The following is a 25455-nucleotide window of genomic DNA, read 5'->3' on the forward strand; positions in this document are numbered from 1 at the left end:
GGCTGTGCACGGTGTTTCAGGTGGTCCAGAAGGGCCGACAGTATCCATGTGCACAGCTGTGTTCAAGACGTTGTCCACAGCCTAGTGGCACCCGGATGCACAAACTGTGGACGTGGGCCCGGCGGTGGAAAAGTCGCCTGTGGATCAGTGGATAACCCGTTCGGTTTGACCTGGGAGGCCGTTGGCCCGTAACGTACGACGGTCGGCTTGCCACGCGACGGCTATTTCGCGTGCCCTCGCTCCCACGGCAGGCCAGCCATGTGTGTATAAGCGCCCCTGGGCGCACCTTCAAGGAGCCCACCCGTGAGCAAGCGTACTTTCCAGCCGAACAACCGTCGCCGCGCGAAGACCCACGGCTTCCGGCTGCGGATGCGCACCCGGGCCGGTCGCGCCATCCTCGCCGCCCGCCGCCGCAAGGGCCGCGAGAAGCTGTCGGCCTGATCGACCCGCGCCCTAAGTCTGGCCCGTCGGTGTACCTCGCCGACGGGCGTTAGGCGTATACGGTGCTGTCCCGTCAATCCCGCATGCGGCGCGGGGACGAATTCGAAGCGGCGGTCCGGCGCGGAAAACGCGCCGGTCGTCCCACTCTGGTGGTGCATCTCAACTTTTCTGGGGAAGAGACACCTCTGGTTGGTTTCGTGGTGAGCAAGGCCGTTGGTGGCGCGGTGACCCGGAACAAGGTCAAACGACGGCTCCGACACCTGATGCGCGACCGTCTCGACCGGCTGCCGCGAGGTAGCCTGCTGGTGGTACGCGCCAATCCACCGGCCGCGTCCGCGTGCGTCGAGCAACTGGCCGCCGAGCTCGACGCCGCGCTGGATCGTTTGCTCAGGCGGCGTGAGTCCTCGACGGGTGGACACAGATGACGGAGCAGCCGCAAGGGATGCCGGGCCTCGCCGCCCGGGCGCTGATCATCCCCATTCGGTTCTACCGGGCGTTCATCAGCCCGATGCTCGGTCCACGCTGCCGGTTCTACCCGTCGTGCAGCGCGTATGGGCTCGAGGCGATTGCCGTACATGGGGCATTGCGCGGCACTTGGCTGACTGTCCGGCGCATCGGGCGGTGCCACCCATTCCATCCCGGAGGTATAGACCCGGTGCCCCCACGCCCGGTCCGGTCCCACGAAACGCAAGGGAGCTAGCTCGGTGGAGCTGTCCTGGCTCAATTGGCTGTACACGGCCGTCGCCCAAGTCATCACCTGGATCCACCAGGTCTACAGCACTTTCCTCGACCCCAACAGCGGGTTGACCTGGGCGCTGACCATCGTCACGCTGACCGTCTGCATGCGGATCCTCATCTTCCCGCTGTTCCTCAAGCAGATGCGGTCTTCGCGGAAGATGCAGGAGCTGGCACCGAAGGTCCAGGAGCTCCGCAAGCGCTACAAGAACGACAAGCAGCGCATGAACCAGGAGGTCATGGCGCTGTACCAGGGTGCGGGCGCCAACCCCCTCGGTGGCTGTCTCCCCGTCGTGGCGCAGTTCCCGATCTTCATCTCGATGTTCACCGTGCTGCGGGCCATCGCCGCCGACCAGGCCAAGTTCGGCATGTCGCAGGAACTGGTCGACAGCGCCAAGCACGCGCTGATCATCAACGCGCCCCTGCCGGCCACGTTCTTCGAGGCTCCTGACATCGCCCAGAAGATCGTCATCGGCTTCTTCGTGGCGATCAGCTCGCTGACCACGTTCCTCACCGTCCGGCAGAGCGTCACCCGCTCGATGGCCCAGATGCCGGACAACCCCATGGCGCAGCAGCAGAAGATTCTGATGTACATCTCGCCGCTGTTCGCCTTCTTCAGCCTCAACTTCCCGCTGGGCCTGATCCTGTACTGGGTCACCACCAACCTGTGGACGCTGGGCCAGCAGCACTGGTTCTACAGCCGGCACCCGATGCCGCAGTTCGACGCCAAGGGCAACGCCATTCCCGTGACGCCCAAGCCCGGCCTGGTGGCCAAGATGCGCAAGACCACTCCCGAAGAGGCGGCACCGCCCGCCCCGCCGGAGCCTAAGATCATTAGGCAGCAGCCCAGCCGCCAGTCCCGCAGCAAGCGCACCGGCAGCAAGAAGTCTTGAACACGAAGGAGAGGCCGGCCATGACCGAGGCCGAGCAGGAGAAGGCTCCTGATCTCAACGCGCTTGAGCAGGAAGGCGAGATCGCTGCCGACTACGTCGAGGGCCTTCTCGACATCGCCGACATCGACGGTGACATCGACATGGATGTCGAGGGCGACCGAGCCATGGTCTCCGTCGTGGGGCTCAAGGGCAACGAGCTGGTCGGGCCCGCGGGGGAGGTCTTGGAGGCGCTGCAGGAGCTGACCCGCCTGGCCGTCCACCGGCAGACCGGGGAGCGGTCGCGGCTCATGCTCGACGTCGCCGGCTACCGCGAGCGGCGCCGGGCCGAGCTGAGCAAGCTCGGCACCGAGATCGCCATCCAGGTCAAGGAGAAGGGTGAGCCGAAGGCGCTGCACCCGATGACGCCGTTCGAGCGGAAGATCGTCCACGACGCGGTGGCGGCCGCCGGGCTGCGCAGCGAGTCCGAGGGTGAGGAGCCGCAGCGGTACGTGGTGGTCCTTCCCGCCTGAAACGTGCATTGTCAGCCGGTTCGGCCGTCTGTCGGCGCTTGGTTGCGCTGATGGGCGGCCGTTTCCGTATTTATGGCTGTACGTGCGGGTGGGCGAGCTTGTGTGGGCGGTTAGCGGGTTTGTGAGCGGACATCCAGACCTGTGCAGATCGATCCTGACTGTTGGTGGTTAGAGAGTTCTTCGGGGCCTTCGTGCGTTTGTGTGCGTGTTCGGGGCGGTCGGAGGGGCACGTGCGCATTTGTGCGGTGAGCTTGATGTTCGTCCATGAAGGTGCGTGTAAGGGTGTCTATTGAGGGGTGTGCGCTTTATATCGTTTATTGGGGAGTTGGCGTCAGTGGCGGGATTGAGAGGTGCGCGCGGCGCGTGCTCGACGGTCACCTACATGCCAGCCCGCTAGTCTTCCAGTGTGATCTCACATCTAGCCTTGGGTGGACAGCGCCCCTAGAACGTCGGGACACCTACCGTCGAACGCCCACCGGCACCTCCGCCGAGCAGGCAACCTGAGTACCAACAGCATTTGAGACCGAGAAAGGCCAGCATCCAGTGAGCGAAGAGCTTCCGGCGCCGCCGGACATAGCGCGGGACGTCTTCGCCGGGGAGGCATGGGACCGCGCGAACGCGTTCGCCGCGATGCTGGCGGGCCCGGGTGTCGTCCGGGGGCTGCTGGGGCCGCGCGAAGTGCCGCGCATCTGGGATCGTCACCTGCTCAACTGCGCGGTGGTCGCCGAGGCCGTGCCGCCGGAGGTGCGTCTGGTGGACATCGGCTCCGGGGCGGGGCTGCCGGGGCTCGTCCTGGCCATCGTCCGTCAGGACATCGAGGTCACGCTGCTGGAGCCGCTGCTTCGCCGTACCGTGTTCCTGGAGGAGTGCGTCGAGGCGCTCAAACTGGACAACGTGGAGGTGCTGCGCGCGCGGGCGGAGGACCTGGCGGGGGAGCGGGAGTTCGACGTCGCCAGTGCTCGGGCGGTCGCGCCGCTCGACCGGTTGCTGAAATGGGCCATGCCTCTTCTGCGGGAGGGCGGCGAACTGATAGCCATGAAGGGCGAGCGGGCCGCCGGCGAGCTCGCCGAGGCGGAGTCCCAATTGCGGGCCAGTGGGGCCCGAACGGCCGAGCTTGTGACCGTCGGGCACGGTAAGGTCGAGCCGCCTGCAACATTGGTTCGGGTGGTAGCGGGTCGCGCGCCGGAGCGAGCCAGGCGGCGACGAAGGAGGTGACGGTTGTGCCAGTCGCGTCTTGCGGTCTTGGCTGGCCGGACAGCCGTCGGTCCGAGAGCCCAGCCGGGGTTGGATGGCCGGAAATGGGCGTGTCGCACAAGCAAATTCCCGGCACCGGCACACCACTGGTTGAAAGGATGGCCAACGTGACCCAGACCCCCCTGAACCCCGGTGATTCGCCGTTGGTACGAGAGGCGCTCAGTTCAGTGGTTTCACGTGAAACGCCTGCCGCCCAGCCGGCCGCCACCCCGCCACCTGCCGCGCAGCCTGCTGCCCAGCCCGCCGCCCAGAGAGGCGGCACCGGCAGCGAGGGCGACGGCTCCTGGCCGCGTCCGGCGCAGTGCAGGGTGATCGCGGTGGCCAACCAGAAGGGCGGCGTCGGCAAGACCACCACTTCGGTGAACATCGCCGCGGCCCTGTCGATGCATGGGCAGCGGGTCCTCGTGGTCGACCTTGACCCTCAGGGCAACGCCTCGACGGCGCTGGCGACCGAGCATCGCGGTGACGTACCGGATGTGTACCAGGTGCTCGTCGACGATCTGCCCATGGCGGACATCGTCAAGCAGGTCCCCGAGATGCCGAACCTCTACTGCGCCCCCGCCACGATCGATCTGGCCGGTGCGGAGATCGAGCTCGTCTCGCTGGTGGCACGGGAGGCGCGGCTCCGGCGGGCGCTGGCGGCGTACGAGGTGGAGTTCGACTACATCGTCATCGACTGCCCGCCGTCCCTCGGCCTGCTGACGGTCAACGCCCTGGTCGCCGCGGAGGAGGTCATGATCCCGATCCAGTGCGAGTACTACGCGCTGGAGGGCCTGGGGCAGCTCCTCAGGAACGTCGACCTGATCAAGGCGCACCTCAACCCGACCCTGCGGCTCTCCACGATCGTCCTGACGATGTACGACGGGCGTACCCGGCTGGCCTCGCAGGTCGCCGACGAGGTGCGGTCGCACTTCGGCGACACGGTGCTGAAGACGGTCATCCCGCGCAGCGTCCGGCTGTCGGAGGCACCCAGCTACGGGCAGTCGGTCATGACGTACGACCCGGGTTCGAGCGGGGCGATGGCGTACATGGACGCGGCCCGCGAGATCGCTCACCGCGCCACCGTGGCCTGACCCCGGTTGCGGGTCTTCCGCGTACGCGCGAGAGGGCTCCTGGTGAGGTCGCGTTGGTTGTGGGCTCGTCATGCCCGCGCCCTGGGTGGTCTGTGTGGAATCACCGGCCGGCTGCTGTTGGGTGGGGCCGGTGGCCGGGTGGTCTTGTTCGTGGCCCGTCGCGAGTTACGCAGATTTGTAGCCGTGTCGGCGTAAATCCCACAGGACTGTGTGTGGCGTGGGGGCACCCCGTTGGGCCTGCAACGGTAACCTCTCCTGGAGTGACCGGAATCGACCGGCCGGATTCGACCGGCTGGATGAGGAGACGCAGTGAGTCAGCAGCGGCGGGGATTGGGCAAGGGACTCGGGGCGCTCATCCCGACCGGACCCATCGTTGACGGCCCGGGTACGGCGCCCGCTCCCTCGAACGGTTCCTCGGCCGAGGCGGGCCCTCAGCCGATCGCTGGAGCGTACTTCAAAGAGGTCGCGCTGACCGCGATCGTGCCCAACCCCCGTCAGCCGCGTGAGGTGTTCGACGGCGAGCGCCTCAAGGAGCTCGCTGACTCCATCCGCGAGGTCGGCCTTCTGCAGCCGATCGTGGTGCGCTCTGTGGGCGGCGGCCAGTACGAGCTGATCATGGGGGAGCGGCGTTGGCGGGCGTGCCAGCAGGTCGGTCTTGACCCGGTTCCCGCGATCGTCCGGAACACACAGGACACCGATCTCCTCCGGGACGCGCTCATCGAGAACCTTCAGCGCGAGCAGTTGAACGCTCTGGAAGAGGCGGCCGCCTACCAGCAGTTGCTGGACGACTTCCAGGCGACCCACGAGCAGCTGGCCAGCAAGGTGGGGCGCTCCCGATCCCACATCACCAACACGCTCCGGCTGCTCAACCTCCCGCCGGAGGTTCAGCGCCGCGTGGCCGCCGGCACCATCAGCGCCGGGCACGCTCGCCCCCTGCTCGGCCTGAGCAGTGTGGAGGAGCAGGTTGCGTTGGCCAAGCGCATTGTGGCGGAGCTTCTGTCCGTGAGGGCGGTGGAAGAGATCGTCGCCATGGGCAGCGCGAAGGCTGCTCAGAAGGCGCCGCGTGAGCGGCAGGCGCCCAAGCCTACGGCTCCTGGCCTGACCCATCTGGCGGACCGGCTCTCCGACCACTTTGAGACGAAGGTCAAGGTCGACTTGGGGCGGCGTAAGGGGCGGATCGTGGTGGAGTTCGCGACGATCGACGACCTTGAGCGCATCATCGGGACGATGGCGCCTGAGGCGGCTCGGGTGATGCGGGAGCGCGAAGACTGAACCTCACGTGTTTCACGTGAAACGTGCGTGCTCCTTGGTGATTGTTGGCTCCCTGCACGAGCGCGTCTAGGCCGAGTGGCGTGGTGGCTCGTGTGAGACTCCGCCCTCGTTTCTCTCTCTTTCCTCGTTGAGTCTCGTCTTCTCTCCTGGGCGCTGCCGTCTGTCTTGTGTCACGCCCTCGGGTGGGCGCTGTTTCACGTGAAACCCTGTCGGCTCTGGGCGGTGGGGAGGCGGTGTTTCACGTGAAACGGCGCCGGGAGACTAAGGGGTCGCTGCTTTGTAGAGGGCGGCCAGGAAGTCGTCCACGTGTTCTTCGGTGGTGTCGAAGGCGGTCATCCAGCGGACGGTGCCTGCGGGCTCGTCCCAGTAGTGGAAGAGGTAGTGCTGCCGGAGGGACTCGCTGATGGCGTGGGGGAGCGTGGCGAAGACGGCGTTGGACTCCACGGGGTAGGCCAGCGTCACGCCGGGGACGTCTGTGAGGCCGTTCGCCAGGCGGAGTGCCATCTGGTTGGCGTGCGAGGCGTTTCGGTGCCAGAGGCCGTCGGTCAGGAGGGCGGAGAGCTGAGCGGAGATGAAGCGCATCTTCGAGGCCAGTTGAAGCGACTGCCGTCGGAGGTACGGCACTGCGTCCGTCAGGGACGGGTCCAGGACGACCACCGCTTCGGCGGCCATGGCGCCGTTCTTGGTGCCGCCGAAGCTGAAGACGTCTACGCCTGCGTCCGTGGTGATGGCTTTCAGGGAGCAGTCGAGATGGGCGGCGGCGTTGGCGAGGCGGGCGCCGTCTACGTGGAGGCGTAGGCCGGCGGTGTGGGCTGTTTCGGCCAGAGCGGCGATCTCGGCGGGGGAGTAGCAGGTGCCCAGTTCGGTCACCTGGGAGATGGAGACGACCGTCGGCTGGGGCTCGTGGTGCTGGCCGATGAGGTTCAGGTGGGCCTTGATGTCGTCCGGGTGAAGCTTGCCCTGAGGGGTGGGGACGGTTCGGAGCTTCACCCCTAGAAGGCGTTCCGTGGCGCCTGTTTCGTGGGTGGCGATGTGGGCGGTGTCGGTGCAGAGGATGGCGTCGTAGCGGCCGAGCATGAGGGCCAGGCCGACCATGTTGGCGCCGGCTCCGTTGAGTACGGCGAAGCCTTCTGCTGTGGGGCCGAACGTTTCCTTGATCTTCTGCTCGAAGGTCGAGGTCCAGGTGTCGTCGCCGTAGGCGGGGGCGTCTCCCTGGTTGGCGGTGGTCATGGCGTTGAGGATGTCGGGGTGCACGCCTGCGTGGTTGTCGCTGGCGAAGCTCTTGGGGTGGGCGGGATTGATCGGCACACCGTAAGGCTATGCAAGGTGCTTGGGCGGGGGCTGGGAGGGGCGGGGTGGCTTCCGGGGGGTGTTCTCGCTTCAGATGCTCGGTCCGTCGGCGGTGGTGGTGTCGCCGTTGGCGTCGTGCTGACGCTTCAAGAGGGCAGGACGGCGTTGCCTGAAGCCTTAGGGCGGTTACGCGCAGAGGTAGGCGACCGCGAGCATCAAGGCACCGCAAGACGGTGGTGTCTGTCGGTGTGGGGGTGGAGGCGAGGTCGCTCTCGCGGTCGGGGAGGAAAAGGCGGAGGGCTGGTGGCGCCGACGGCAACGGCTACGGCGCGGGTGAGGATCGCGATGGAGACCACGGGGCGAGGCTTCAGGAGAAGGCGTGCCCAGATTGGTGCGCAGGCGGGCTGGGCGGGAAGCGTCTGCACGCGATCCGGAAGACCTTTGGGGAGAGGCGCGCTGAACCGGCGCCCAGTACAGGCGGGCGAAGACAGCGGCGGCGCAGCGGCGTTCGTACATGACCAGGCGCGCGGACGCATCTCTGCGAGAAGTAATCAAGATTTCCTGGAAGGATCGCATGCTTGCGGGCAAACAAGGGTGTGATCACTGCTCCCGACGTCTTCGAGGTCGTCTTCGAAGCCCATTACGAGGAGATCCGGCGCTACATCGGGCGCAGGCTCGACCCCGGCGTGGCTGAGGATCTCGCCGCGGAGACGTTCCTCATCGCCTTCAGGCAACGTGAACGCTTCGACTCGGCCATGGGTGCGGTCAGGCCATGGCTGTACGGCATCGCGACCAACCTCATCGGCCGCCATCGGCGCGCCGAGGTGCGCAGGTACCGCGCCATGGCCCGGACGGGGCCGCCGCCTGACGACGAAGGACACGACCAGCGGATCGTGGACAGGCTCAGCGCGAGCGTGACGGTCGACCGGCTGGCCGGGGCGCTGGCGCGGCTGTCGAAGGGGGAGCGCGACGTGGTGCTCCTCATCGCGTACGGCGGGCTGGGCTACGACGAGGTGGCGGCGGCGCTCAGGATCGCCTCGGGGACGGTCGCGTCCCGGTTGAGCAGGGCCAGGACCAAGCTGCGTGAGGTGTTGGGATGAACGAGTTCCAGGTCATCGACTCGGTGATGCCCGATGTGCCGCCCCCGTCGGCCGGCCAGCTGGCGGCGGCGCGGGAGCGGGTACTCGCAGCCACCCGGGTGCCCCCTGCGTCCGGAGCGCGGGTGGGTAGACAGTCGTGGACGGGGATGGCGCTCGTCGCGGCGGCCGTCGTGCTCGTGGTCGGCGTGGTGGTGGCCCTCGTACCTCGACCTGCGGTGGAGCCGGTCGCGGTCACTCCCCTGCAGAAACTGGAAGCTGCGGCCGCCAGCTTGGCGGCGACGCCGGAGGCGAAGGGCCGCTATTGGCGACGCGACACCGAGCAGGTCATGCGGACGAAGAACGGCTATGCCTACAAGGTCGAGGAACGGGCCATGGAGGTCCTCGCCTTCGGGCCCGACCGCGAGGTCTACGGCTGGCACGAGCCGATCTCGTCGAAGCCGTACACGGCCGAGGGACTGAACGCGTGGCGACGGGACGGCTCCCCCCGGCTGTGCCCCGCGCGGGGGTGCGACAGGAACATGCCCGCATATTCCTCGGTGGACCTGGATGCGGGACTGGAGCTCGCCGATGGGCTGAACCCGACGCTGACGCAACTGCGGAGCCTCCCCGCGGAGCCGGCGGCGCTCAGGGAACGGCTGCTGGAAAGCTACGACCCCCATGCGGCCGCCGAGCGTGAGCCCTGGCTCGCGGGGGCCGCCTCGCGGCTCATCAACTCACCGGCGACGCCCGGCACCAGGGCTGCCGCCTACCTTCTCCTGGCGAAGGCGCCGGGCATCAAAGTGGTCGACGATGTTCCCGGGACGTTCCGGCTCGACGGGCTGGCCCTCCAATCCAAGGAGGAGCAGATCGTGATCGACCGCAGGACCGGCCGACTCCTCGGGAGGCAACGGCTGACTCCGGAGGGCGTCGCCTGGAGCGCCGAGATCGTCAGGAAGGCGGGCTGGAGCGATGTGCGGCCGGCGCCGCCTGCCGGATGCGTCCGCTGTACGGCCCGGCTCTAGAACCCGCGTAGGGGATCGCGGTGCGGTGAGCACTGCGTCCCGGCTGGGCGGGCGAGGGGGTGCGGACTCGCGAGACAAGCTGGGGCTCGGGATCGGGGGCGAGCCCCGCAATCCCCGCACGGTCAGGGGCGGGGGCGGTTGGCGGCGTTCTGGAGGAGGGTGCGGCAGAGGTCGCCGAGGTCGCGGCCCGCCGCCTCCGCCGCCATCGGCAGCAGCGACGTCTCCGTCATCCCCGGCGCCACGTTCACCTCAAGGAAGTGCGGGTCGTCGGCCGCGTCCACGATCAGGTCGGTACGGGAGATGTCCCGCAGCCCCAACGCCGTGTGCGCCGTCACGGCCATCTGGGCGCAGGCTTCGGCGGCGGCCGTGGAGAGGCGGGCGGGGGCGAAGAACTCGGTGTGCCCGGCCGTGTAACGAGCCGCGTAGTCGTAGACGCCGGCGTCGGGGACGATCTCCACGGCGGGCAGCGCCACGGGCCCCTCGCCCAGGTCGACGACCGAGACCGACACTTCGACCCCCTCGACGTACCGCTCGATGAGGGCGGTGTCGCCGTAGGCGAAGCAGCCGACCATGGCGGCGGGCAGGTCTTCGGCCGTACGGACGATGGAGGCCCCGAGGGCCGAGCCGCCGCGCGCGGGCTTGACGAACAGCGGGAGGCCGAGCCGGTCGATGATGCGGCCGAGCACGACGGTGGCGCCGAGGTCGTGGAAGGTCTCCCGGGGGAGGGTGACGGACTCGGGGGTGCGCAGCCCGACCGAGCGTACGACGGCCTTGGCGGTGGGCTTGTCGAAGGCCACGCGGCAGGCGTCGGGGCCGGCGCCGACGTAGGGGACGTCGAGGAGTTCGAGCACGGAACGGATCGCGCCGTCCTCGCCCGCGCCGCCGTGGAGGGTGACGAACACCGCCTCCGGCGGGTCGGCGAGGATGGCGGGCACGAGGGAGGCGTCGGTGTCGCGGGCCTCCACGTCGATGCCCGTGGCGCGCAGCACCTCGCTCACCCGGCGGCCGGAGCGCAGGGACACCTCCCGCTCATAGGAGAGGCCCCCGGCCAGCACGAGCACGTGGCCCAGATCGCTCATCACATCTCCTCCGCTGATCGTACGCGTCCAACCGTACCGGCGGCTGGCGGCGAATGGTGTAGGTGAGGCCCGCACACGAGTACGGCCGGCGTCCCCGTCCCCGGGGAGCGCCGGCCGTACCGAGGAAAGCTAGGCCAGTTCGGGCCCCGGAGTGTCGACGCCGACCCGATCGGGACCGGAGCCGGTGCCGAACATGTCCCGGAGCTGCATCTCTTGCTCGATCACCCCGGACAGGCGTCGTACGCCCTCGCGGATGCGGTCGGGCTCGGGGAAGCAGTAGGACAGGCGCATGTGCCGGGCGCCGCTGCCGTCGGAGAAGAACCCGGTGCCTGGGACGAACGCCACCCGCTCGGCCACCGCCCGCGGCAGGATCGCCTTGGAGTCGAGCCCCTCGGGCAGGGTCGCCCAGACGAAGAAGCCGCCGGCCGGACGGGTCCAGGTGACCTCGGGCGGCATCAGGGCCTCCAGGGAGTCCAGCATGGAGTCGCGCCGCTCGCGGTAGAGCTCCTTGAAGGACTTGATCTGCTCCCGCCACGGCTGCGTGGCCAGGTATTGGCCCACGGCGAGCTGTGTGAACACCGAGTGCGACAGCACGGCCGACTCCATGGCCAGGATCAGCTTGTCGCGGATGGCGTGCGGCGCGAGCGCCCAGCCGACGCGGAAGCCGGGGGCGAGCGTCTTGGAGAACGACCCCAGGTAGACCACACCGTCGGGGTTGTCGGCCCGCAGGGCGCGCATGGGCTCGCCGTCGAAGCCGAGCAGCCCGTACGGGTTGTCCTCGATGACGAGGATCCCGGCGCGCTGGCAGATGTCGAGCACCTGCTGCCGCCTGGCCAGGTTCAGCGTGACGCCGGCCGGGTTCTGGAAGGTCGGGATCGTGTAGAGGAACTTGACGGGCGCTCCGGCGGTCTCCAGCGCGTAGATGGTCTGCGCCAGCGACTCGGGCACGATGCCCTGATCGTCCATGGCGATGTGGACCACTTTGGCCTGGTAGGCGGAGAACGTCCCCAGGGCCCCGACGTACGAGGGGCCTTCGGCGAGCACGACGTCGCCCGGGTCGATGAAGATCCGGGTGATCAGGTCGAGCGCCTGCTGTGAACCGACGGTGACGACGACGTCGTTCGCCCCGGCCTCGATCCCCTCCAGCCGCATGACCTCGCAGATCTGCTCGCGCAGATGCGGGTCACCCTGGCCGGAACCGTACTGCAGCGCGACCGTGCCGCGCGTGGTGACCAGGTCGGAGACCAGCTCGCCGACCATGTCGAGGGGGAGCGCCGTGACGTACGGCATGCCGCCGGCGAGCGAGACCACCTCGGGTCTCGACGCGACGGCGAAGAGAGCTCGAATCTCGGAGGCGACCATCCCGGTAGCTCGTGCGGCGTACCGGTCGACGTAGGCGTCGATGCGCGACCCTTGGGTCGCGGGTGTCTGACCGTGATTCAGCTCTTCCGTCACGGCCCACCTCCTAGGTGTCATATCGGACCGAAATACCAGATTACGCCAGTCGGAGATGTCCTTCGTGACCGGGCTCGACCGTCGTGGTATCCGCTGGCTGCATCTTCACTGAGCTACCATGCCACCAACGGACGCGGTTTTCGCGCGCTTTTCTGGGTCGACGATAGGGGCCGTAGTTGTCGCGCCGGCTGGTCAACATAACCCTGGACAATCTCGAAGATCTGCCACGCCGTTGCCGGCGGTGCGTGTTCTGGGAGCTGGATCCCGTCAGTGGCGAGCGCGCCGTGCACTCGGGCGACTCCGGGCTGGAGAAGGAGGCCTGGATCTCGGGCACGCTGCTGGAATGGGGGAGCTGCGGGAAAATCGCCTATGTCGACGGGGTTCCGGCCGGGTTCGTCCTCTACAGCCCGCCGCTCTACAGCCCGCGTTCGCTGGCGTTCCCCACCTCGCCGGTGAGCGCCGACGCGGTGCTGCTGATGACGGCCCACATCATCCCCGAGTTCTCGGGCGGCGGGCTGGGCCGGATGCTCATTCAAGGCGTGGCCAAGGACCTGACCAGGCGCGGCGTGAAGGCCATTGAGGCGTTCGGCGACCTGAAGTGGGAAGAGCCGAGTTGTGTAGTTCCTGCTGAATACTTGCTTTCTGTGGGTTTTAAGACGGTTCGACCGCATTTGCGGTTTCCGCGGTTGCGTTTGGAGCTGAAGAGCGCCATCTCGTGGCGTGAGGACGTCGAGGTGGCCCTCGAACGCCTTCTGGGGTCCATGAGCCCGGAGCGCGCCCTTCGTCCCGTCTGACGGCTCTTGGGCGCCTGAGAAGGGCAAGCGAAAGCCCCCCGCGGGCACCGCCGCAGGGGGCTTCGACTGGAGGGCGACTAGATGATGCCGTCGAGCTCGCGCAGCAGCATGGCCTTCGGCTTGGCGCCGATGATCTGCTTCACGACCTCGCCCCCCTTGTAGACGTTCATCGTGGGGATCTGGAGCACACCGTACTGACGGGGAACCTCGGGGTTCTCGTCGATGTTCAGCTTGACGATCTCAAGCTTGTCGCCGTACTCGTTCGCGATCTCCTGAAGGATGGGCGCGACCTGACGGCACGGGCCGCACCACTCGGCCCAGAAGTCGACCAGCACAGGCTTGTCGCTCTTGAGGACCTCGGTCTCGAACGTGGCGTCGGTAACTGCCTTCACGGTGCGCTCCTTACTTCTCGTTGTTGGCCAGCCAGCGCTCGGAGTCGAGCGAGGCGGCGCAGCCGGTGCCGGCCGCGGTGATGGCCTGGCGGTAGGTGTGGTCGACGACGTCGCCGGCCGCGAACACGCCGTCGATGTTGGTGGCGGTCGACGGCGAGGCGACCTGGATGTACCCGTTCTCGTCGAGGTCGATCTGGCCCTTGACCAGGTCGGTGCGGGGGTCGTGACCGATGGCCAGGAACAGCGCGTCGGTCGCCAGCTCGCACTCCTCGCCGGTCTTGACGTTGCGCAGCTTGACCGCCTCGACCTTGGTGTCGCCGAGCACGTCGACGACCTCGGAGTCCCAGACGAAACGGATCTTCTCGTTGGCGAACGCGCGCTCCTGCATGATCTTGCTGGCGCGCAGCTCGCCACGGCGGTGCACGACCGTCACCATGCGCCCGAACCGGGTCAGGAACGTCGCCTCCTCCATGGCGGTGTCGCCGCCGCCCACGACCACGATGTCCTTGTTGCGGAAGAAGAAGCCGTCGCAGGTGGCGCACCAGGACACGCCGTGGCCGGACAGGCGCTTCTCGTTCTCCAGGCCGAGCTCGCGGTAGCCGGAGCCCATGGTCAGGATGACTGACTTGGCGTAGTAGGTGTCGGTGTGGGTCTTGACGACCTTGGGGTTGGCCTCCAGGTCGACCTCGACCACGTCGTCGGCCACCAGCTCGGCGCCGAAGCGCTCGGCCTGCTTGCGCAGGTTGTCCATCAGGTCGGGGCCCATGATGCCGTCGGGGAACCCGGGGAAGTTCTCCACGTCGGTGGTGTTCATGAGGGCGCCACCCGCCGTCACGGAGCCCTCGAAGACCAGCGGCTTGAGTTCGGCGCGCGCGGAGTAGACGGCCGCGGTGTAGCCCGCAGGGCCCGACCCAATGATGATCACGTTACGAACGTCGCTCAACGCTCCCACGCCTTCCTCGTCTGCTGTTTGCTTCGGGCTCAACAGATCCTAGGCCGCGCTGATTCCCGCCCCTGCCAGCGAAACGAAAGAGCCCGCCGAAGCGGGCTCTGACGTGGGCTTTCGATTACCAGCGGCCCAATGTGGGCTTCCGCAGGTTCTTGCAGTTGAACGGGTCGACGATGTCGATGCGCAACTTCTTGGCGGCCTCGTCCTTCCAGGAGGCCACGACCAGCGCCTCCTGGCCGTTGTACTGGCCCTGGTCGACGGCGAACGTCTGCAGCTTGGAACGGGCGGCCACCTTGGCGACGCATCGGTCGACCCTGGCGGTGTCCGGGGAGCCTTCGAGGGCGGCCGGAGCCGCGCCGAAGTACCCGAGCAGCGGCTGGCGCAGCTCCCGGTCGCTGTAGTTGTAGTTGCTGTCGGTCAGGGCGTAGGCCCTCGCCCGCTGGTGGGACGGCTTCGACGATGTCGTCGACTCGGCCACCGTGGGCCCGGACGAACCGCCCGGTCCGCTTCCACCGGCCAGCAACCCGCCCGAGAGCGCCAGCGTGCCGACCACCACCGCGGCCGCCGCCGACGCCGCCACGGCGGGCATTGCCCACCTGCGCCGCCTGGAGGACCTGGTCCGGGCCGGGACGATGGTGCCGTCGTCGGAGACCACCCCGAGACGCGCCGGCTCGGGGACCTCCGCCGCCGGCTGCTCCCACGGCGCGTCCCGCATGAGCCTGTCCCAGTCAGGTGCCTCCACGAGGCCGACACCCCCGCGGGGGGACTCCGCCTCGGCGGCCAGCGCCTTGTCGATGCGCAGTGCGACGCCCATCGGCATGGCCGGTGTAGCTGTCGCCGCGAGCACCTCGCGAACCGCCGCCAGGTCTGCCAGAAGCTCCCCACAGGGGTCGCAGACCGCGAGATGCTCGCGGACCCGGCGTGCCGTCGCGGCGTCCAAGAGGTCCTCTGCCAGCTCGGCCAGGACCTCAAGATCGTAGTGCGTATCACCCGTCACGAAGTTCTGCTCCCTTCGCGGATGAGACGCGATTGAGGTCCGAACGGTTCCGCAGATGCGAAAGAATTGGGGCAAGTTTCGCGCGGCCCCGCGCGCATCTGCTCTTCACGGTGCCGCTGGGCACCTCAAGCACTTGAGCTGCGTCTTCGACTGAATAGCCCATCATGTCCACGAGCACGAGAGCCGCCCGCTGGTCGGTGGGCAGCAGTTTCAGAGCCGCCGAAACCTCCATCGAGACCTCACGCTCGACGGTCTGGTCGGGGAGCGGGCTGTCCCGCTCGGCGGCCTCGATCAGTTCGTCGTCGGCCACCGGCCGGACGGACTTGCGCCGCATCCGGTCGAGACAGGCGTTGACGACGATGCGGTGGAGCCAGGTGGTCACGGCCGCCTCGCCTCGGAACGAGGCAGCCTTGCGATATGCGGAGACGAACGCGTCCTGAACGGCGTCCGCCGCTTCGTCAGGGTCACCGAGAGTACGCAACGCGACCGCCCACATGCGGTCACGGTGCCGTTTGACGATCTCGCTGAACGCGTGTGGATCCCCGTTGATGTGCGCGGTGAGCAGCTCGGCGTCTGTGATCGCCGGCCGTTCCGCTGCTGAGGGTGTCTCGGGTGGGGAGTTCACAAGAGAGATTCCTGATTTATGCCGATCCGGGAGAATGCACCACTACTTCATAGATGGTGCCACGAAACTGGCCTGCATCCGCCGGAACGCGCGTAAACCAGATCAAAACGTACCGACCGGTTGCCGGTTCCCCGGGAGTGAGGGTGGTCTTGCCCGAGGCGGACTTCTCGGTCGCCACGGTCTTGAGCGAACCGAGTTCGGGGGAGTCGCCGACCTTCAACTCGACGCTCGCGCCCTCGGTCTTGGCCAGCGTAGCCACCACGTCGCTGATCTGCATGGACTTGCCCATGTCGAGCAGCAGGCCGACGCCCTTCTTGAGGTTGCCCAGCTCGGCGCTGCCGTAGCTCTGGGTCGTCCAGGCCGTGCCGGGCTTGCCGTCGATGGCCTGGCCCGCGATGTCGGACTTCTCGTCGCCGTCGTCGCCGAGCGGGTCGAAGCCCTTGGCCTTGTCCGGCTTGACGGCCTGCGTCGAGGCCGTGGCGGAGGACTTGCCGGTGGTGGGGACGACCGACGCCTCTGGTGTGGCGGGGCTGCCGAGGCTGCGGCCGATCGTCCAGGCCCCGACGCCCACGGCGGCGATGACCAGCAGCACCACCAGGGTCATCAGCACCCGGTTGAGCACGTTGCCGCCACCCTGGTTGGGGGGACGGCGCGGCACGGTCGGCAGGGGCGGCATGGTGCGCTGCTGCCGGTGGGCGATGTCGAGGCCCTCGGTGTGCGAGGCGGAGGCGACCGCCGGCGTCGAGGGGTAGGAGATCGCGATCGGCATGGGCCTGGCCACGTCGGCCAGTGCCTCGGCGACCTCGGACGGGCTCGACAGCGCGCCCTGGCCCTTGCGTGACTCGGGAAGGCAGGCGCGGACGGTGACCGTGTCCAAATAAGTCGGGACACCGGCGGTGACCTGTCGCGGCGAGCAGAAGTGGCCGTCGCTCATGGGGGCGGCGGGCAGGCCGCCCTCCTCCTCGTCGCCGGGCCAGTGGCCGGTCAGGCCGGCGTACAACAACCGGCCCAGCCCCTCGGCGTCGTCGAGGGCGGGCTGGTCGGTGGTGAGCCCGGACAGGGCGGCGTCGACGGCCACGCCGAGCACCTTGACCGTGTTGCCCGTCGTCCACACCAGGTGGGACGGGCGCAGGCACAGGTGGTAGAGCTTGGCCTCGTGGGCGTGCGCCAGGGCCTCGGCCGCCTCGGCCACCAGACCGGCCGCGCGTTCGGGCTCAAGCGGGCCGCCGGCCAGCAGGTCGGTCAGGGAATCGCCGGTGACCCACTCGCTGACCACGTAGGAGTGGTCGTCGTCCTCGGCGGCGTCGAACACCTGCGTCAGGCGCGGGTCGGTGAGCCGGCTCGCGGCACGGGCGGCGGTGACGACCTCGTGCACGCGCGGGAAGTCGGGGCCGAACGTGTGCACCGCCACCGGCCGCGCGAGGATCTCGTCGATCGCCTTCCACAGGGTCGCGCCGTCGGACTCGCTGACGCGGTCCTCCAGCCGGAAGCGCTCGGCCAGTCGGGTGCCGGGTTCCACGGCCGACGTGCTCACAGGCTCTCTCCGCTAGGCCGATCGGGCGTGCTCATGACTCGACTCACCTGCGTGGTGGTGTCCCACGTAGGCACGCTATGCCGGGTGGATCCGCCCACGCCCCTCCTGCTTCCATTCGCGCGCGTAGGGCACCATGGTAGTGCCGAGTCGATTCCGCCCGCGTTCTTTGCCAACCGGAAACTCGTCAGCCGTCGTGGTCAAGTCCGTCCATATGGCGGATTTCCCAATTACTACCGACCTACGCGTCTCGCGACCATACCAACGAGTGAGTTGACCTCCGCTATGCGCATCCTGTGGGCGACGGCGAGATAGAGCAACAGGCCCAGGCCACCGCCCACCGCCAGGACGATCAGCGAGTTGACGAAGCCCAGACCGCCGAAGATCTGCGTGACCACCCAGACCGTGAGCAGCCCCAGCACGGCCGTGGGCAGGGACGCCAGATACATCCTGGTCAGAGCCGTGCCGATGGTCCAGCCGCCCAGGCCCTGCACGCGGCGGCTGGCCAGCGTCCAGGCCAGGACCGCGCCCAGCCCGTACGCGATGGCGTACGCGAGCGCCAGCCCCATCACGGCGTAGCGGGCGGGCAGCAGCACGAAGAAGATGATCATGAGCAGTGCGTTGACCGCGGTCGTGCCGGCCCCCACGAACACCGGCGTACGGGTGTCACCGAAGCTGTAGAACACCCGCAGCAGGAGCTGGAACACCGCGAACGGCACCAGCGCCAGGCCGTAGACCTGGAGGACGTTCCCGATGTAGACGGCGTCGGCGACGCTGTTGGCGCCGTGGCCGTAGATCGGCACGGTGATCGCCGGCCCGAGCACCATCAGCAGCAGCGAGACCGGCACCATGAGCGAGCAGATGAGCCGCACGCTCGACCCGAACTCGGTGCGCACGTCGTCGAGCCGGCCCTCGCCCACCGCCCGGCTCATCCGGGGCAGCATCGCGGTGATCACCGAGACGCCGATGATCCCGTACGGGAGCTGGAAGAGCTGGAACGCCAGCGTGTACGGGCTGATGCCGTGCCCGGCCACCTCGTTGCCCGCCGAGCTGGCCAGGTTGGTCGTCAGCATGAACCCGAGCTGGGTGACCACGACGTAGCCGATGGTCCAGACCCCGGCCCTGCCCATCTCGCCCAGCCGCGCGTTGCGCACGTCGAAGCGCGGCACGAACGAGAACCCCACGCGCCTGAGCGCGAAGATCAGCACCACCGCCTGGGCGACGATGCCCGCCGTGGTGCCGAGGCCGAGCAGCGCGAGGTCGCCGGTGGTGACCGCGTCGATGTCGGAGCCGCTGCCGACGACGGCGTAGGCCAGGAACACGCAGATGACGACCAGGTTGTTGAGCACCGGCGCCCACATGGGGGCGCCGTAGCGGTCGCGGGTGTTCAGGATGGCGCCCGCGACCGCGCCGATCCCGAAGAAGGCCAGCTGCGGCAGGATGAACCGGGCCAGCATGACCGCGGTCTCGAACTTGGGGGTGCCGCGGTCCCAGTCGGTGTAGAGGTCGATGAGCAGCGGCGCGCCCAGCACGGCGAGCGCCGCCACCACGACCAGCACGGCGGTGGCCAGCGTCAGCAGGCGCTGCTCGTAGGCGCGCCCGCCGTCGGCGTCGTGCTGCTGCGCCCGGACGATCATCGGCACCACGACGCTGCTCAGCACGCCCAGCAGCAGCAGGTCGAGGATGCTGTACGGGATCGCGTAGGCCGCGTTGTAGGAGTCGCCCAGCGCCGCGGTGCCGATGGCGTAGGCCAGCACCATCGTGCGGGCGAACCCGGTGACCCTGGACACCATCGTGCCCGCCGCCATGATGGCGCTGGCCCGCAACATACGGCTCATACGGTCTCATTCTCCCGGGATTTGCCCGCCCGCGCGAGCCGTCGCTCCGACCTTCGGCGCAGGATCCGCGTCACGACGGCGGCGAGCATCACCGTCAGCGCGGCGCCCACGATGACCAGGGCGATGCCGGTGTAGCCGGTGGTGCGGATGGTCAGTCGCTGCGGCTTGCCGTAGGGCAGGTTGTCGACCGTGCGCAGTTGCACGGTGACGGTGGCGTCGCCGCTGGTGGTGGCGTTCATGTTCACCTGGAGTGTGCCGCTCAGGTTGCCGCCGATCACCAGCGGCTCGATCGGCGCCGGCGGCGGCAGGATCTGCAACCGCGCGCGGTCGTTGGACTTGACGTCGATGTAGAGGGTGACGGGTTTGTCCAGCGAGTTCTTCACACTGATGGGCACCACGCCGTTGCTGCCGGCGAGCGTGCGCGGCGCGTCGGTGATCTGGATCTTGTCGATCTGGTCGTCGACCGCCGTGCCGACCAGCTTGGTCACCACCCGGCCCGCGCGGGTGTTGTTGCGCCAGGCGGACGAGGTGAGCCTGAGCACCGCGGCGTCGAAGGCCGAGGGCGCCTTGGCCCCGGTGATCGACGCGGTGAGCTGCGCCTGCGACGCGACCTCCCGGACGGGGGCCAGGTACTTGGCGCTCAGCTCCTCCTTGCGGTCCTGCTCGGTGTACGTGAGCCCGGCCCGGGGCGTCGCCGCCTTGCTCGGCTTGATCGAGTCGAGCGTGGTCATCGACAGCCAAGGCAGTTTGCGGGCGGTCTTCAGCAGGCTGGTGACCAGCGTCGGGTTGGGGTCCCAGCGGCGCGACGGTGCGACGACCAGCGACCGCGGCTCGACCTGCCCGGCCTCGGCGGCGATCATCGCGGTCTCGGCGATGAAGCGCTGGGTGCTGAGCAGGACCGTGGTGGGCGCGGTCGGCTCGAACAGCCGGCTCAGCTCGGCGTCGGCGACCAGCGCCTTGACCGGCCCGGCGACGGTGTCGAGCGTGGCGGCGGCGTCGGGAGTGTGGGTGACCGGCGGCTGCGGCGGCAGGTTGGTGGAGTTGAGCAGGACGGTGGTGACCTTGCCGGGGCTGACCGAGAGCAGGTCGAGGGCATCGGCGTCGAGCACGCCCGCGGGCGGCCAGTTGATCGACGTCTGCGCGTTGCGGTTGAGCAGCGCCCTGGCGGTCTGGCCGCCGAGCTCGATGGCCCGGCCGGGCTGCGCGTCGAGCCCCTGATGGGCCAGGGCCGTCACGTCGGGGTCGGCGTACGGGGTGGCGATCACGGGGGAGGCGGCCAGCGCCGTGCTCATGGTGGTCAGCCAGGTGCCGGCGGTGTCGTTGGCCGGTTTGCCCTCGGTGCCGTCCTTGGTCTTGACGTGGTAGCCCTTGGTCATCGCCTTCAGGTCGTCGAGCAGCGACGGCTCGACGAACCAGGTGACGCTCTTCGGCGCCTCCTGCGCGATGCGGGCCAGGGCGGCCAGGCGGCCCTTGCCGCTGAGCGACTGGCTCAGCTTGTCGTCGACGAACAACGTCTCGTCGGAGCCCCGGTGGGGCTGGTCGATGACGGGCAGGGCGACGGCGAGCTTGTTGCGCGGCGGCTTCGGCGTGGTGGGCGGGGCATAGGTGAGGAACGTGCGCTGCGCGCTGATCGGCACTTCGTTCTGGGAGACGTCGACGGCGACCCGGTAGACGCCGAACGCCTGGTAGCCGAGCTGGACCGGGGTCGCGGTGAACGTCCAGGTGGCCTGCCCGCCCACGGCCAGGGCCGGGACGTCCATGGCCGAGGTGCGGGACACGTTGGCGGGCAGGGTGGCGATGTTCTGGTCGCTCTGGTAGGCGGCCATGGAGGCGCGGTCGAAGAAGCGTTCGCCCGTGTAGCGCAGGCGTACGCGGAGGGGGCCGAGCGCGGTCCCGGTGTCGTTGCGGACCGTGCCGGTGAACTTGATCTCGTCGGTCGGACTGGTCGCCACCTGTGGCGTGATCGACGTGATGGAGACGGAGAGCGTCTCCCGTGCCGCCGCCGTGGCGGCGGAGTCGGGCGCCGCCGCCACCATGGCAGCGGAGTTCGGCGCCGCCGCCACCAAGGGGGCGAGCGACGCGGCGGACATCACGGCGAGCAGCGCGGCCTTACGGATCACGCGCATGCCAGGGCTGGGGTACGACGGCGCACGCCCGCAATGGTACGGGTTCAGTGCCGCGGCGCGACCGCCTCGCGGGTGCCCCGCGGTCGCGGCACCCGCAGGTCGACCGTCTTGCCGGTGAGAAGATTCAGCAGGTCGAGCGCACGAAGACAGAGCGCGGTGTGCCTTTCCCCGGTGGCGGTGAAGACGGCCGCGTCGTCGGCGACGAGCCGGTCGTCGATGAGCACCGGCAGCGACTCCGGCAGCAGCAGCGGGCAGACGAGCCCGCCGGTGTAGTCGGTGGCCGAGTTGACCAGGAAGGCCGGGGCCGGGCGCACCTGGCGGGCCCCCAGCAGGCCCCCGACGACGCCGGGCTGGGGCGGGGCCGCCGCCGTGGAGACGACGGCGACGACGACCTCGCTGCCGATCCTGGTGGCGACGTCGAACACGGTGACCACGACGCACCGCCCGGGTGCCGCGGAGACCGTCTCCGGCAGTTCCTCCGCGCAAGTCATGGGGCGCGGAAGGCGTACGATCTCATGATGGACCTGGTGTGCGAGGAGCCAGCGGTGGATCGCGAGGGCGTCCTTCATGAAGTCCTCCTCCGTCTCGCCCTGTTCCATGGCCCCCGACGGTCCCCAGACCGACGGTAACCCGGACCTGATGTGGCTCGGGGGATATGTTCCGGAATCGAAGGACCGACAGGGTTTGTCCGACTCAACAATGACCGAAAGCCAGCAGCGGGCGATGCACGACCTGTTCCGCAAGATCGCACCGGTGGCCGACGAGCTCGGCCGCCTGTTCGCCGACCACGGGCACGAGCTGGCCCTCGTCGGCGGGCCCGTGCGCGACATCCTGCTGGGCCGCGTCGGCAACGACCTCGACCTGACCACCGACGCCAACCCCCACAGGGTGCTCGACGTCGTCAGGGACTGGGCCGACTCCGTGTGGACGATCGGCATCGACTTCGGCACCGTCGGCCTGCGCAAGGGCAACTGGCTGATCGAGATCACGACGTACCGGAGCGAGTCCTACGACCCCAAGTCGCGCAAGCCCGAGGTCGCCTACGGTGAGACCCTGGAGGCCGACCTTGAGCGTCGCGACTTCGCGGTCAACGCCATGGCGGTACGCCTGCCCGGCCACGAGTTCGTCGACCCCTACGGCGGCCTGGACGACCTGCGCGCCAAGCTGCTGCGCACCCCCGGCACCCCCGAGCGCTCGTTCGCCGACGACCCGCTGCGCATGCTCAGGGCCGCGCGGTTCGCCTCCCAGCTCGGCTTCGGCGTCGACCGGGCCGCCCTGGCGGCGATGACCGCGATGGCCGAGCGCATCGAGATCGTCTCGGCCGAGCGCATCCGCGACGAGCTCGACAAGCTGATCTGCGGCGCCAACCCGCGCGAGGGCCTGCGCCTGCTGGTGGAGACCGGCCTGGCCGCCCACGTGCTGCCCGAGCTGCCCAAGCTGCGCCTGGAGATCGACGAGCACCACCGGCACAAAGACGTCTACGAGCACTCGCTGACCGTCCTCGACCAGGCCATCGCCCAGGAGGAGGACGGCAAGCCCGACCGCATCCTGCGCTGGGCCGCGATCCTGCACGACATCGGCAAGCCTAAGACCCGGCGCCACGAGGCCGGCGGGCGGGTGTCGTTCCACCACCACGAGGTGGTCGGCGCGCAGATGACGAAGAAGCGCATGACCGAGCTGAGGTTCCCCAAGGACGTCGTGGCCGACGTCTCCCAGCTCGTCGAGCTCCACCTGCGCTTCCACGGCTACGGCACGGGGGAGTGGACCGACAGCGCGGTGCGCCGCTACGTCCGCGACGCCGGCCCCCTGCTCGGCCGCCTGCACAAGCTGACCAGGGCCGACTGCACCACGCGCAACAAGCGCAAGGCGGCGGCGCTGTCGCGCACCTACGACCAGCTCGAAGAGCGCATCTCCCGGCTGGCCGAGGAGGAGGAGCTGGCCAAGATCCGGCCCGAGCTCGACGGCAACGAGATCCAGGCCGTCCTCGGTGTGGGCCCCGGGCCCGTGGTGGGCCGGGCGTACAAGTTCCTGCTCGACCTCAGGCTGGACAAGGGCGTGCTCGGCAAGGAGGCGGCCACCCAGGCGCTGCTCGACTGGGCGAGGTCACACGACCTGGGAGCGTGAGGACGACGTCGTGACCATCCGGTAGAGCAGCGCCGCCACGGGGTAGCCGACCGCGATGATCACGACGGCCAGGTACGACTTGCCGTTGGGCGGCAGGATCGCCGCCGAGAGCGCGGCGGCCAGCACGTACATGCCGTTGAAGAGCATGTCGTAGATCGAGAAGGCGCGGCCGAGATAGGCGTCCTCGACGTCGCGCTGGACGGTCGTGTCGGCGCAGATCTTGACGCTCTGCCCGGCCACGCCCAGCACGAAGCCGGCCACCGGCAGCCCCCACGTCTGGAACGGCAGGACGAACGCCCCCGCCAGCACGCCGGCCGAGGACAGCGCGATGACCACCCAGCGGCCGATCCCGAACCGCTCGGTCGCGTACGGGGTGATGATCACCGCGAGGAAGTAGCCGAAGCCGGAGGTGGCCACCACCAGGCTGATCCCGCGCAGGGCGGCGTCGGGATCGCCGTCGGTGAAGTAGTAGCGGTAGAGGATGATGCCGAGGGCGGTGGCCATGCCGTACAGGAAGCGGTGGGCGGCCATCGCGCCCATGGTCGCGGCGGCGTCGCGGTGGCGCGCCAGGTGCCTGGCGCCGTCGACCAGGCCCACGACCACGTTGCGCAGCGCCTCGCGGGCCTGCGGCTGGCCGGGGTCGTAGGAGGGGCCGAGCAGCGCGCGGTCCATCAGGCGGGCGACCAGGGCGCTCAGCCCGAACATCACGCCCGACACGACCAGCAGCAGCGCGATGCCCGCATCGCCGTCGCCGAACACCTCGCGCAGCAGGAACCCGACGCCCGCGCCGACGAACGTGACCACGGTGCCGCAGGTCGGCGTCACCGCGTTGGCCGCCATCAGCCGGTCGGACGGCACCACGTGCGGCAGCGAGGCGCCGAGCGCGGCCAGGAAGAACCGGTTGACCCCGAGCACGCCGAGCGCGGCCGCGTAGAAGACGGGGTCGGGCGCGTCGGCGGCGACCAGCCCGGCGGCGACCAGCAGCAGCCCCCCGCGCACGAAGGGCGCGATGACGAGGATCTGCCGCCGCGACCACCGGTCGATGAACACCCCGACGAACGGCCCGAGCACGCTGTACGGCAGGAACAGCACGGCGAGGCCCGCGGCCACCGCAAGGGCGGTCGTCTGCTTCTCGGGGCTGAAGAACGCGAAGTTCGTGACGCCGAACTGGAAGATCCCGTCGGAGAACTGGGAGACCAGCCGCGTGCTGAACAGCCGTCGGAAGTCACGGCCCTGAAGGACGACGCGGAGATCGGCGACGAATGACACCCCGTCAGCCTAGCCCCGAGTGCCTGAACTAGGATGCGCCGGAGGTTGGTACGGCAGATGCCCGGCGGGTTACGAACGTGCGCCGGGATCTCGTACGCTTCGAAGCGTGACCACTGAGGAACACGTTGTGCTGGTCGACCGCGAGGGGCACGCGCTCGGCACCGCGCCCAAGACGTCGGTGCACGGCCAGGAGACCCCGCTCCATCTAGCCTTCTCCAGCTACGTCTTCGACCCCGAAGGCCGCGTGCTGCTCACCAGGCGGGCGGGCCACAAGATCACCTGGCCGGGCGTCTGGACCAACAGCTGCTGCGGCCATCCGCTGCCCGGCGAGAAGCCCGCCCAGGCGGTCCTCCGCAGGCTCTCCTACGAGCTGGGCCTCGACGCCGGCCGCGCCGACCTCATGCTGCCCGGCTTCTCCTACCGCGCCGTCATGGGCAACGGCATCGTCGAGCACGAGCTGTGCCCGGTCTACCGCGTCACGGTCGACACCCCGGTGGTGCCCAACCCCGACGAGGTGGGCGAGGTGCGCTGGATGCCGTGGAAGGAGTTCGCCGAGGGCGTGCTGAGCGGCCTGCTGGCGATCTCGCCGTGGTGCAGGGAGCAGGTGCCGCTGCTCAGTGAGCTGGGCGCCGACCCGCTGGCCTGGCGTCCCGCCCCCGACGACGAACTGCCCCCCGCCGCGCGCGGCTGAGCCGCGGCCGCGAGGGG

At 69.1% G+C, this 25455-nt stretch carries 25 protein-coding genes; 13 read left to right on the forward strand and 12 right to left on the reverse strand.

The genetic code is table 11. The features are described from left to right. Positions 1-303: 303 nt before the first annotated feature. The 8 genes from rpmH (at position 304) to ABZ815_RS03025 (ending at position 6177) form a co-directional block, all read left to right on the forward strand. The gene (gene rpmH, locus ABZ815_RS02990; RefSeq protein WP_043614899.1) at positions 304-441 is read left to right on the forward strand and encodes a 50S ribosomal protein L34; all 138 of its coding nucleotides are present in this window, start codon (positions 304-306) and stop codon (positions 439-441) included. Positions 442-503: 62 nt separating this feature from the next. Next, the gene (rnpA, locus tag ABZ815_RS02995) at positions 504-866 is read left to right on the forward strand and encodes a ribonuclease P protein component (protein ID WP_357693308.1); all 363 of its coding nucleotides are present in this window, start codon (positions 504-506) and stop codon (positions 864-866) included. Between the two features lie 17 nt (positions 867-883). Beyond that, the gene (gene yidD / locus ABZ815_RS03000; RefSeq protein WP_352322972.1) at positions 884-1141 is read left to right on the forward strand and encodes a membrane protein insertion efficiency factor YidD; all 258 of its coding nucleotides are present in this window, start codon (positions 884-886) and stop codon (positions 1139-1141) included. A 4-nt stretch (positions 1142-1145) separates the two neighbouring features. After that, a complete protein-coding gene (gene yidC, locus ABZ815_RS03005) occupies positions 1146-2069 on the forward strand; it encodes a membrane protein insertase YidC (RefSeq protein WP_357693310.1) in 924 nt (307 codons plus the stop codon). Between the two features lie 20 nt (positions 2070-2089). After that, positions 2090-2578: a R3H domain-containing nucleic acid-binding protein gene (locus ABZ815_RS03010; RefSeq protein WP_357693312.1), complete on the forward strand. Its 489-nt coding sequence runs from the start codon at positions 2090-2092 to the stop codon at positions 2576-2578. 543 nt (positions 2579-3121) lie between these two features. Then, entirely contained in the window at positions 3122-3793 is a 672-nt protein-coding gene (rsmG, locus tag ABZ815_RS03015) for a 16S rRNA (guanine(527)-N(7))-methyltransferase RsmG (RefSeq protein ID WP_357693314.1), read from the forward strand. 206 nt (positions 3794-3999) lie between these two features. Then, positions 4000-4905 (forward strand): ParA family protein, encoded by a 906-nt coding sequence (locus tag ABZ815_RS03020; RefSeq protein ID WP_357693316.1) that lies wholly within the window; start codon positions 4000-4002, stop codon positions 4903-4905. A 309-nt stretch (positions 4906-5214) separates the two neighbouring features. Beyond that, positions 5215-6177 (forward strand): ParB/RepB/Spo0J family partition protein, encoded by a 963-nt coding sequence (locus tag ABZ815_RS03025; protein WP_357693318.1) that lies wholly within the window; start codon positions 5215-5217, stop codon positions 6175-6177. Positions 6178-6438: 261 nt separating this feature from the next. On the opposite strand, the gene ABZ815_RS03030 is transcribed toward ABZ815_RS03025, so the two are convergent. Then, positions 6439-7485 (reverse strand): low specificity L-threonine aldolase, encoded by a 1047-nt coding sequence (locus tag ABZ815_RS03030; protein WP_357693320.1) that lies wholly within the window; start codon positions 7483-7485, stop codon positions 6439-6441. A 560-nt stretch (positions 7486-8045) separates the two neighbouring features. On the opposite strand from ABZ815_RS03030, the gene ABZ815_RS03035 reads away from it, so the two are divergent. Beyond that, entirely contained in the window at positions 8046-8567 is a 522-nt protein-coding gene (locus ABZ815_RS03035) for an RNA polymerase sigma factor (RefSeq protein WP_357693322.1), read from the forward strand. Beyond that, a complete protein-coding gene (locus tag ABZ815_RS03040) occupies positions 8564-9568 on the forward strand; it encodes a hypothetical protein (RefSeq protein ID WP_357693324.1) in 1005 nt (334 codons plus the stop codon). The genes ABZ815_RS03035 and ABZ815_RS03040 overlap by 4 nt, the downstream gene beginning before the upstream one ends. 122 nt (positions 9569-9690) lie before the next feature. On the opposite strand, the gene ABZ815_RS03045 is transcribed toward ABZ815_RS03040, so the two are convergent. Continuing rightward, a complete protein-coding gene (locus ABZ815_RS03045) occupies positions 9691-10647 on the reverse strand; it encodes a D-alanine--D-alanine ligase (RefSeq protein ID WP_357693326.1) in 957 nt (318 codons plus the stop codon). Positions 10648-10776: 129 nt separating this feature from the next. Further along, positions 10777-12009 carry a PLP-dependent aminotransferase family protein gene (locus ABZ815_RS03050; RefSeq protein WP_357693547.1) on the reverse strand — a complete coding sequence of 411 codons (1233 nt, stop codon included), beginning with the start codon at positions 12007-12009 and terminating at the stop codon, positions 10777-10779. A 269-nt stretch (positions 12010-12278) separates the two neighbouring features. Between ABZ815_RS03050 and ABZ815_RS03055 the strand changes: the two genes are divergently transcribed. Further along, entirely contained in the window at positions 12279-12896 is a 618-nt protein-coding gene (locus tag ABZ815_RS03055) for a GNAT family N-acetyltransferase (RefSeq protein WP_357693328.1), read from the forward strand. A gap of 77 nt (positions 12897-12973) precedes the next feature. On the opposite strand, the gene trxA is transcribed toward ABZ815_RS03055, so the two are convergent. The 8 genes from trxA to ABZ815_RS03095 all read right to left on the reverse strand — a co-directional run bounded on the left by trxA (position 12974) and on the right by ABZ815_RS03095 (position 21923). After that, positions 12974-13288: a thioredoxin gene (gene trxA, locus ABZ815_RS03060; RefSeq protein WP_357693330.1), complete on the reverse strand. Its 315-nt coding sequence runs from the start codon at positions 13286-13288 to the stop codon at positions 12974-12976. A gap of 10 nt (positions 13289-13298) precedes the next feature. Then, on the reverse strand, positions 13299-14231 hold the full coding sequence (gene trxB / locus ABZ815_RS03065) for a thioredoxin-disulfide reductase (protein WP_357693331.1): 933 nt from the start codon (positions 14229-14231) through the stop codon (positions 13299-13301). A gap of 124 nt (positions 14232-14355) precedes the next feature. Continuing rightward, positions 14356-15234 carry a zf-HC2 domain-containing protein gene (locus tag ABZ815_RS03070; RefSeq protein ID WP_357693333.1) on the reverse strand — a complete coding sequence of 293 codons (879 nt, stop codon included), beginning with the start codon at positions 15232-15234 and terminating at the stop codon, positions 14356-14358. Beyond that, entirely contained in the window at positions 15224-15859 is a 636-nt protein-coding gene (gene sigM / locus ABZ815_RS03075; protein ID WP_357693335.1) for an RNA polymerase sigma factor SigM, read from the reverse strand. The genes ABZ815_RS03070 and sigM overlap by 11 nt, the downstream gene beginning before the upstream one ends. 16 nt (positions 15860-15875) lie before the next feature. Next, the gene (locus ABZ815_RS03080; RefSeq protein WP_357693337.1) at positions 15876-17393 is read right to left on the reverse strand and encodes a protein kinase family protein; all 1518 of its coding nucleotides are present in this window, start codon (positions 17391-17393) and stop codon (positions 15876-15878) included. 230 nt (positions 17394-17623) lie between these two features. After that, entirely contained in the window at positions 17624-19228 is a 1605-nt protein-coding gene (gene murJ / locus ABZ815_RS03085) for a murein biosynthesis integral membrane protein MurJ (protein ID WP_357693339.1), read from the reverse strand. Further along, the gene (locus ABZ815_RS03090) at positions 19225-21354 is read right to left on the reverse strand and encodes a DUF6049 family protein (RefSeq protein WP_357693341.1); all 2130 of its coding nucleotides are present in this window, start codon (positions 21352-21354) and stop codon (positions 19225-19227) included. Before ABZ815_RS03090 ends, murJ begins: the two co-directional genes overlap by 4 nt. 44 nt (positions 21355-21398) lie before the next feature. Beyond that, positions 21399-21923 (reverse strand): YbaK/EbsC family protein, encoded by a 525-nt coding sequence (locus ABZ815_RS03095; protein ID WP_357693343.1) that lies wholly within the window; start codon positions 21921-21923, stop codon positions 21399-21401. Positions 21924-22053: 130 nt separating this feature from the next. Between ABZ815_RS03095 and ABZ815_RS03100 the strand changes: the two genes are divergently transcribed. Beyond that, positions 22054-23478, forward strand: coding sequence for a CCA tRNA nucleotidyltransferase (locus ABZ815_RS03100; protein ID WP_357693345.1), 1425 nt, complete (start codon positions 22054-22056; stop codon positions 23476-23478). Here the strand turns inward: ABZ815_RS03100 and ABZ815_RS03105 are convergent. Beyond that, positions 23458-24747 carry an MFS transporter gene (locus ABZ815_RS03105; RefSeq protein ID WP_357693347.1) on the reverse strand — a complete coding sequence of 430 codons (1290 nt, stop codon included), beginning with the start codon at positions 24745-24747 and terminating at the stop codon, positions 23458-23460. The genes ABZ815_RS03100 and ABZ815_RS03105 overlap by 21 nt on opposite strands. A 106-nt stretch (positions 24748-24853) precedes the next feature. Between ABZ815_RS03105 and idi the strand changes: the two genes are divergently transcribed. Continuing rightward, positions 24854-25438, forward strand: a complete 585-nt coding sequence (gene idi, locus ABZ815_RS03110) for an isopentenyl-diphosphate Delta-isomerase (RefSeq protein WP_357693349.1) — start codon at positions 24854-24856, stop codon at positions 25436-25438. Positions 25439-25455 lie beyond the last annotated feature (17 nt).

It is taken from the genome of Nonomuraea sp. NPDC047529, from assembly GCF_040642995.1.
Lineage (GTDB): Bacteria > Actinomycetota > Actinomycetes > Streptosporangiales > Streptosporangiaceae > Nonomuraea.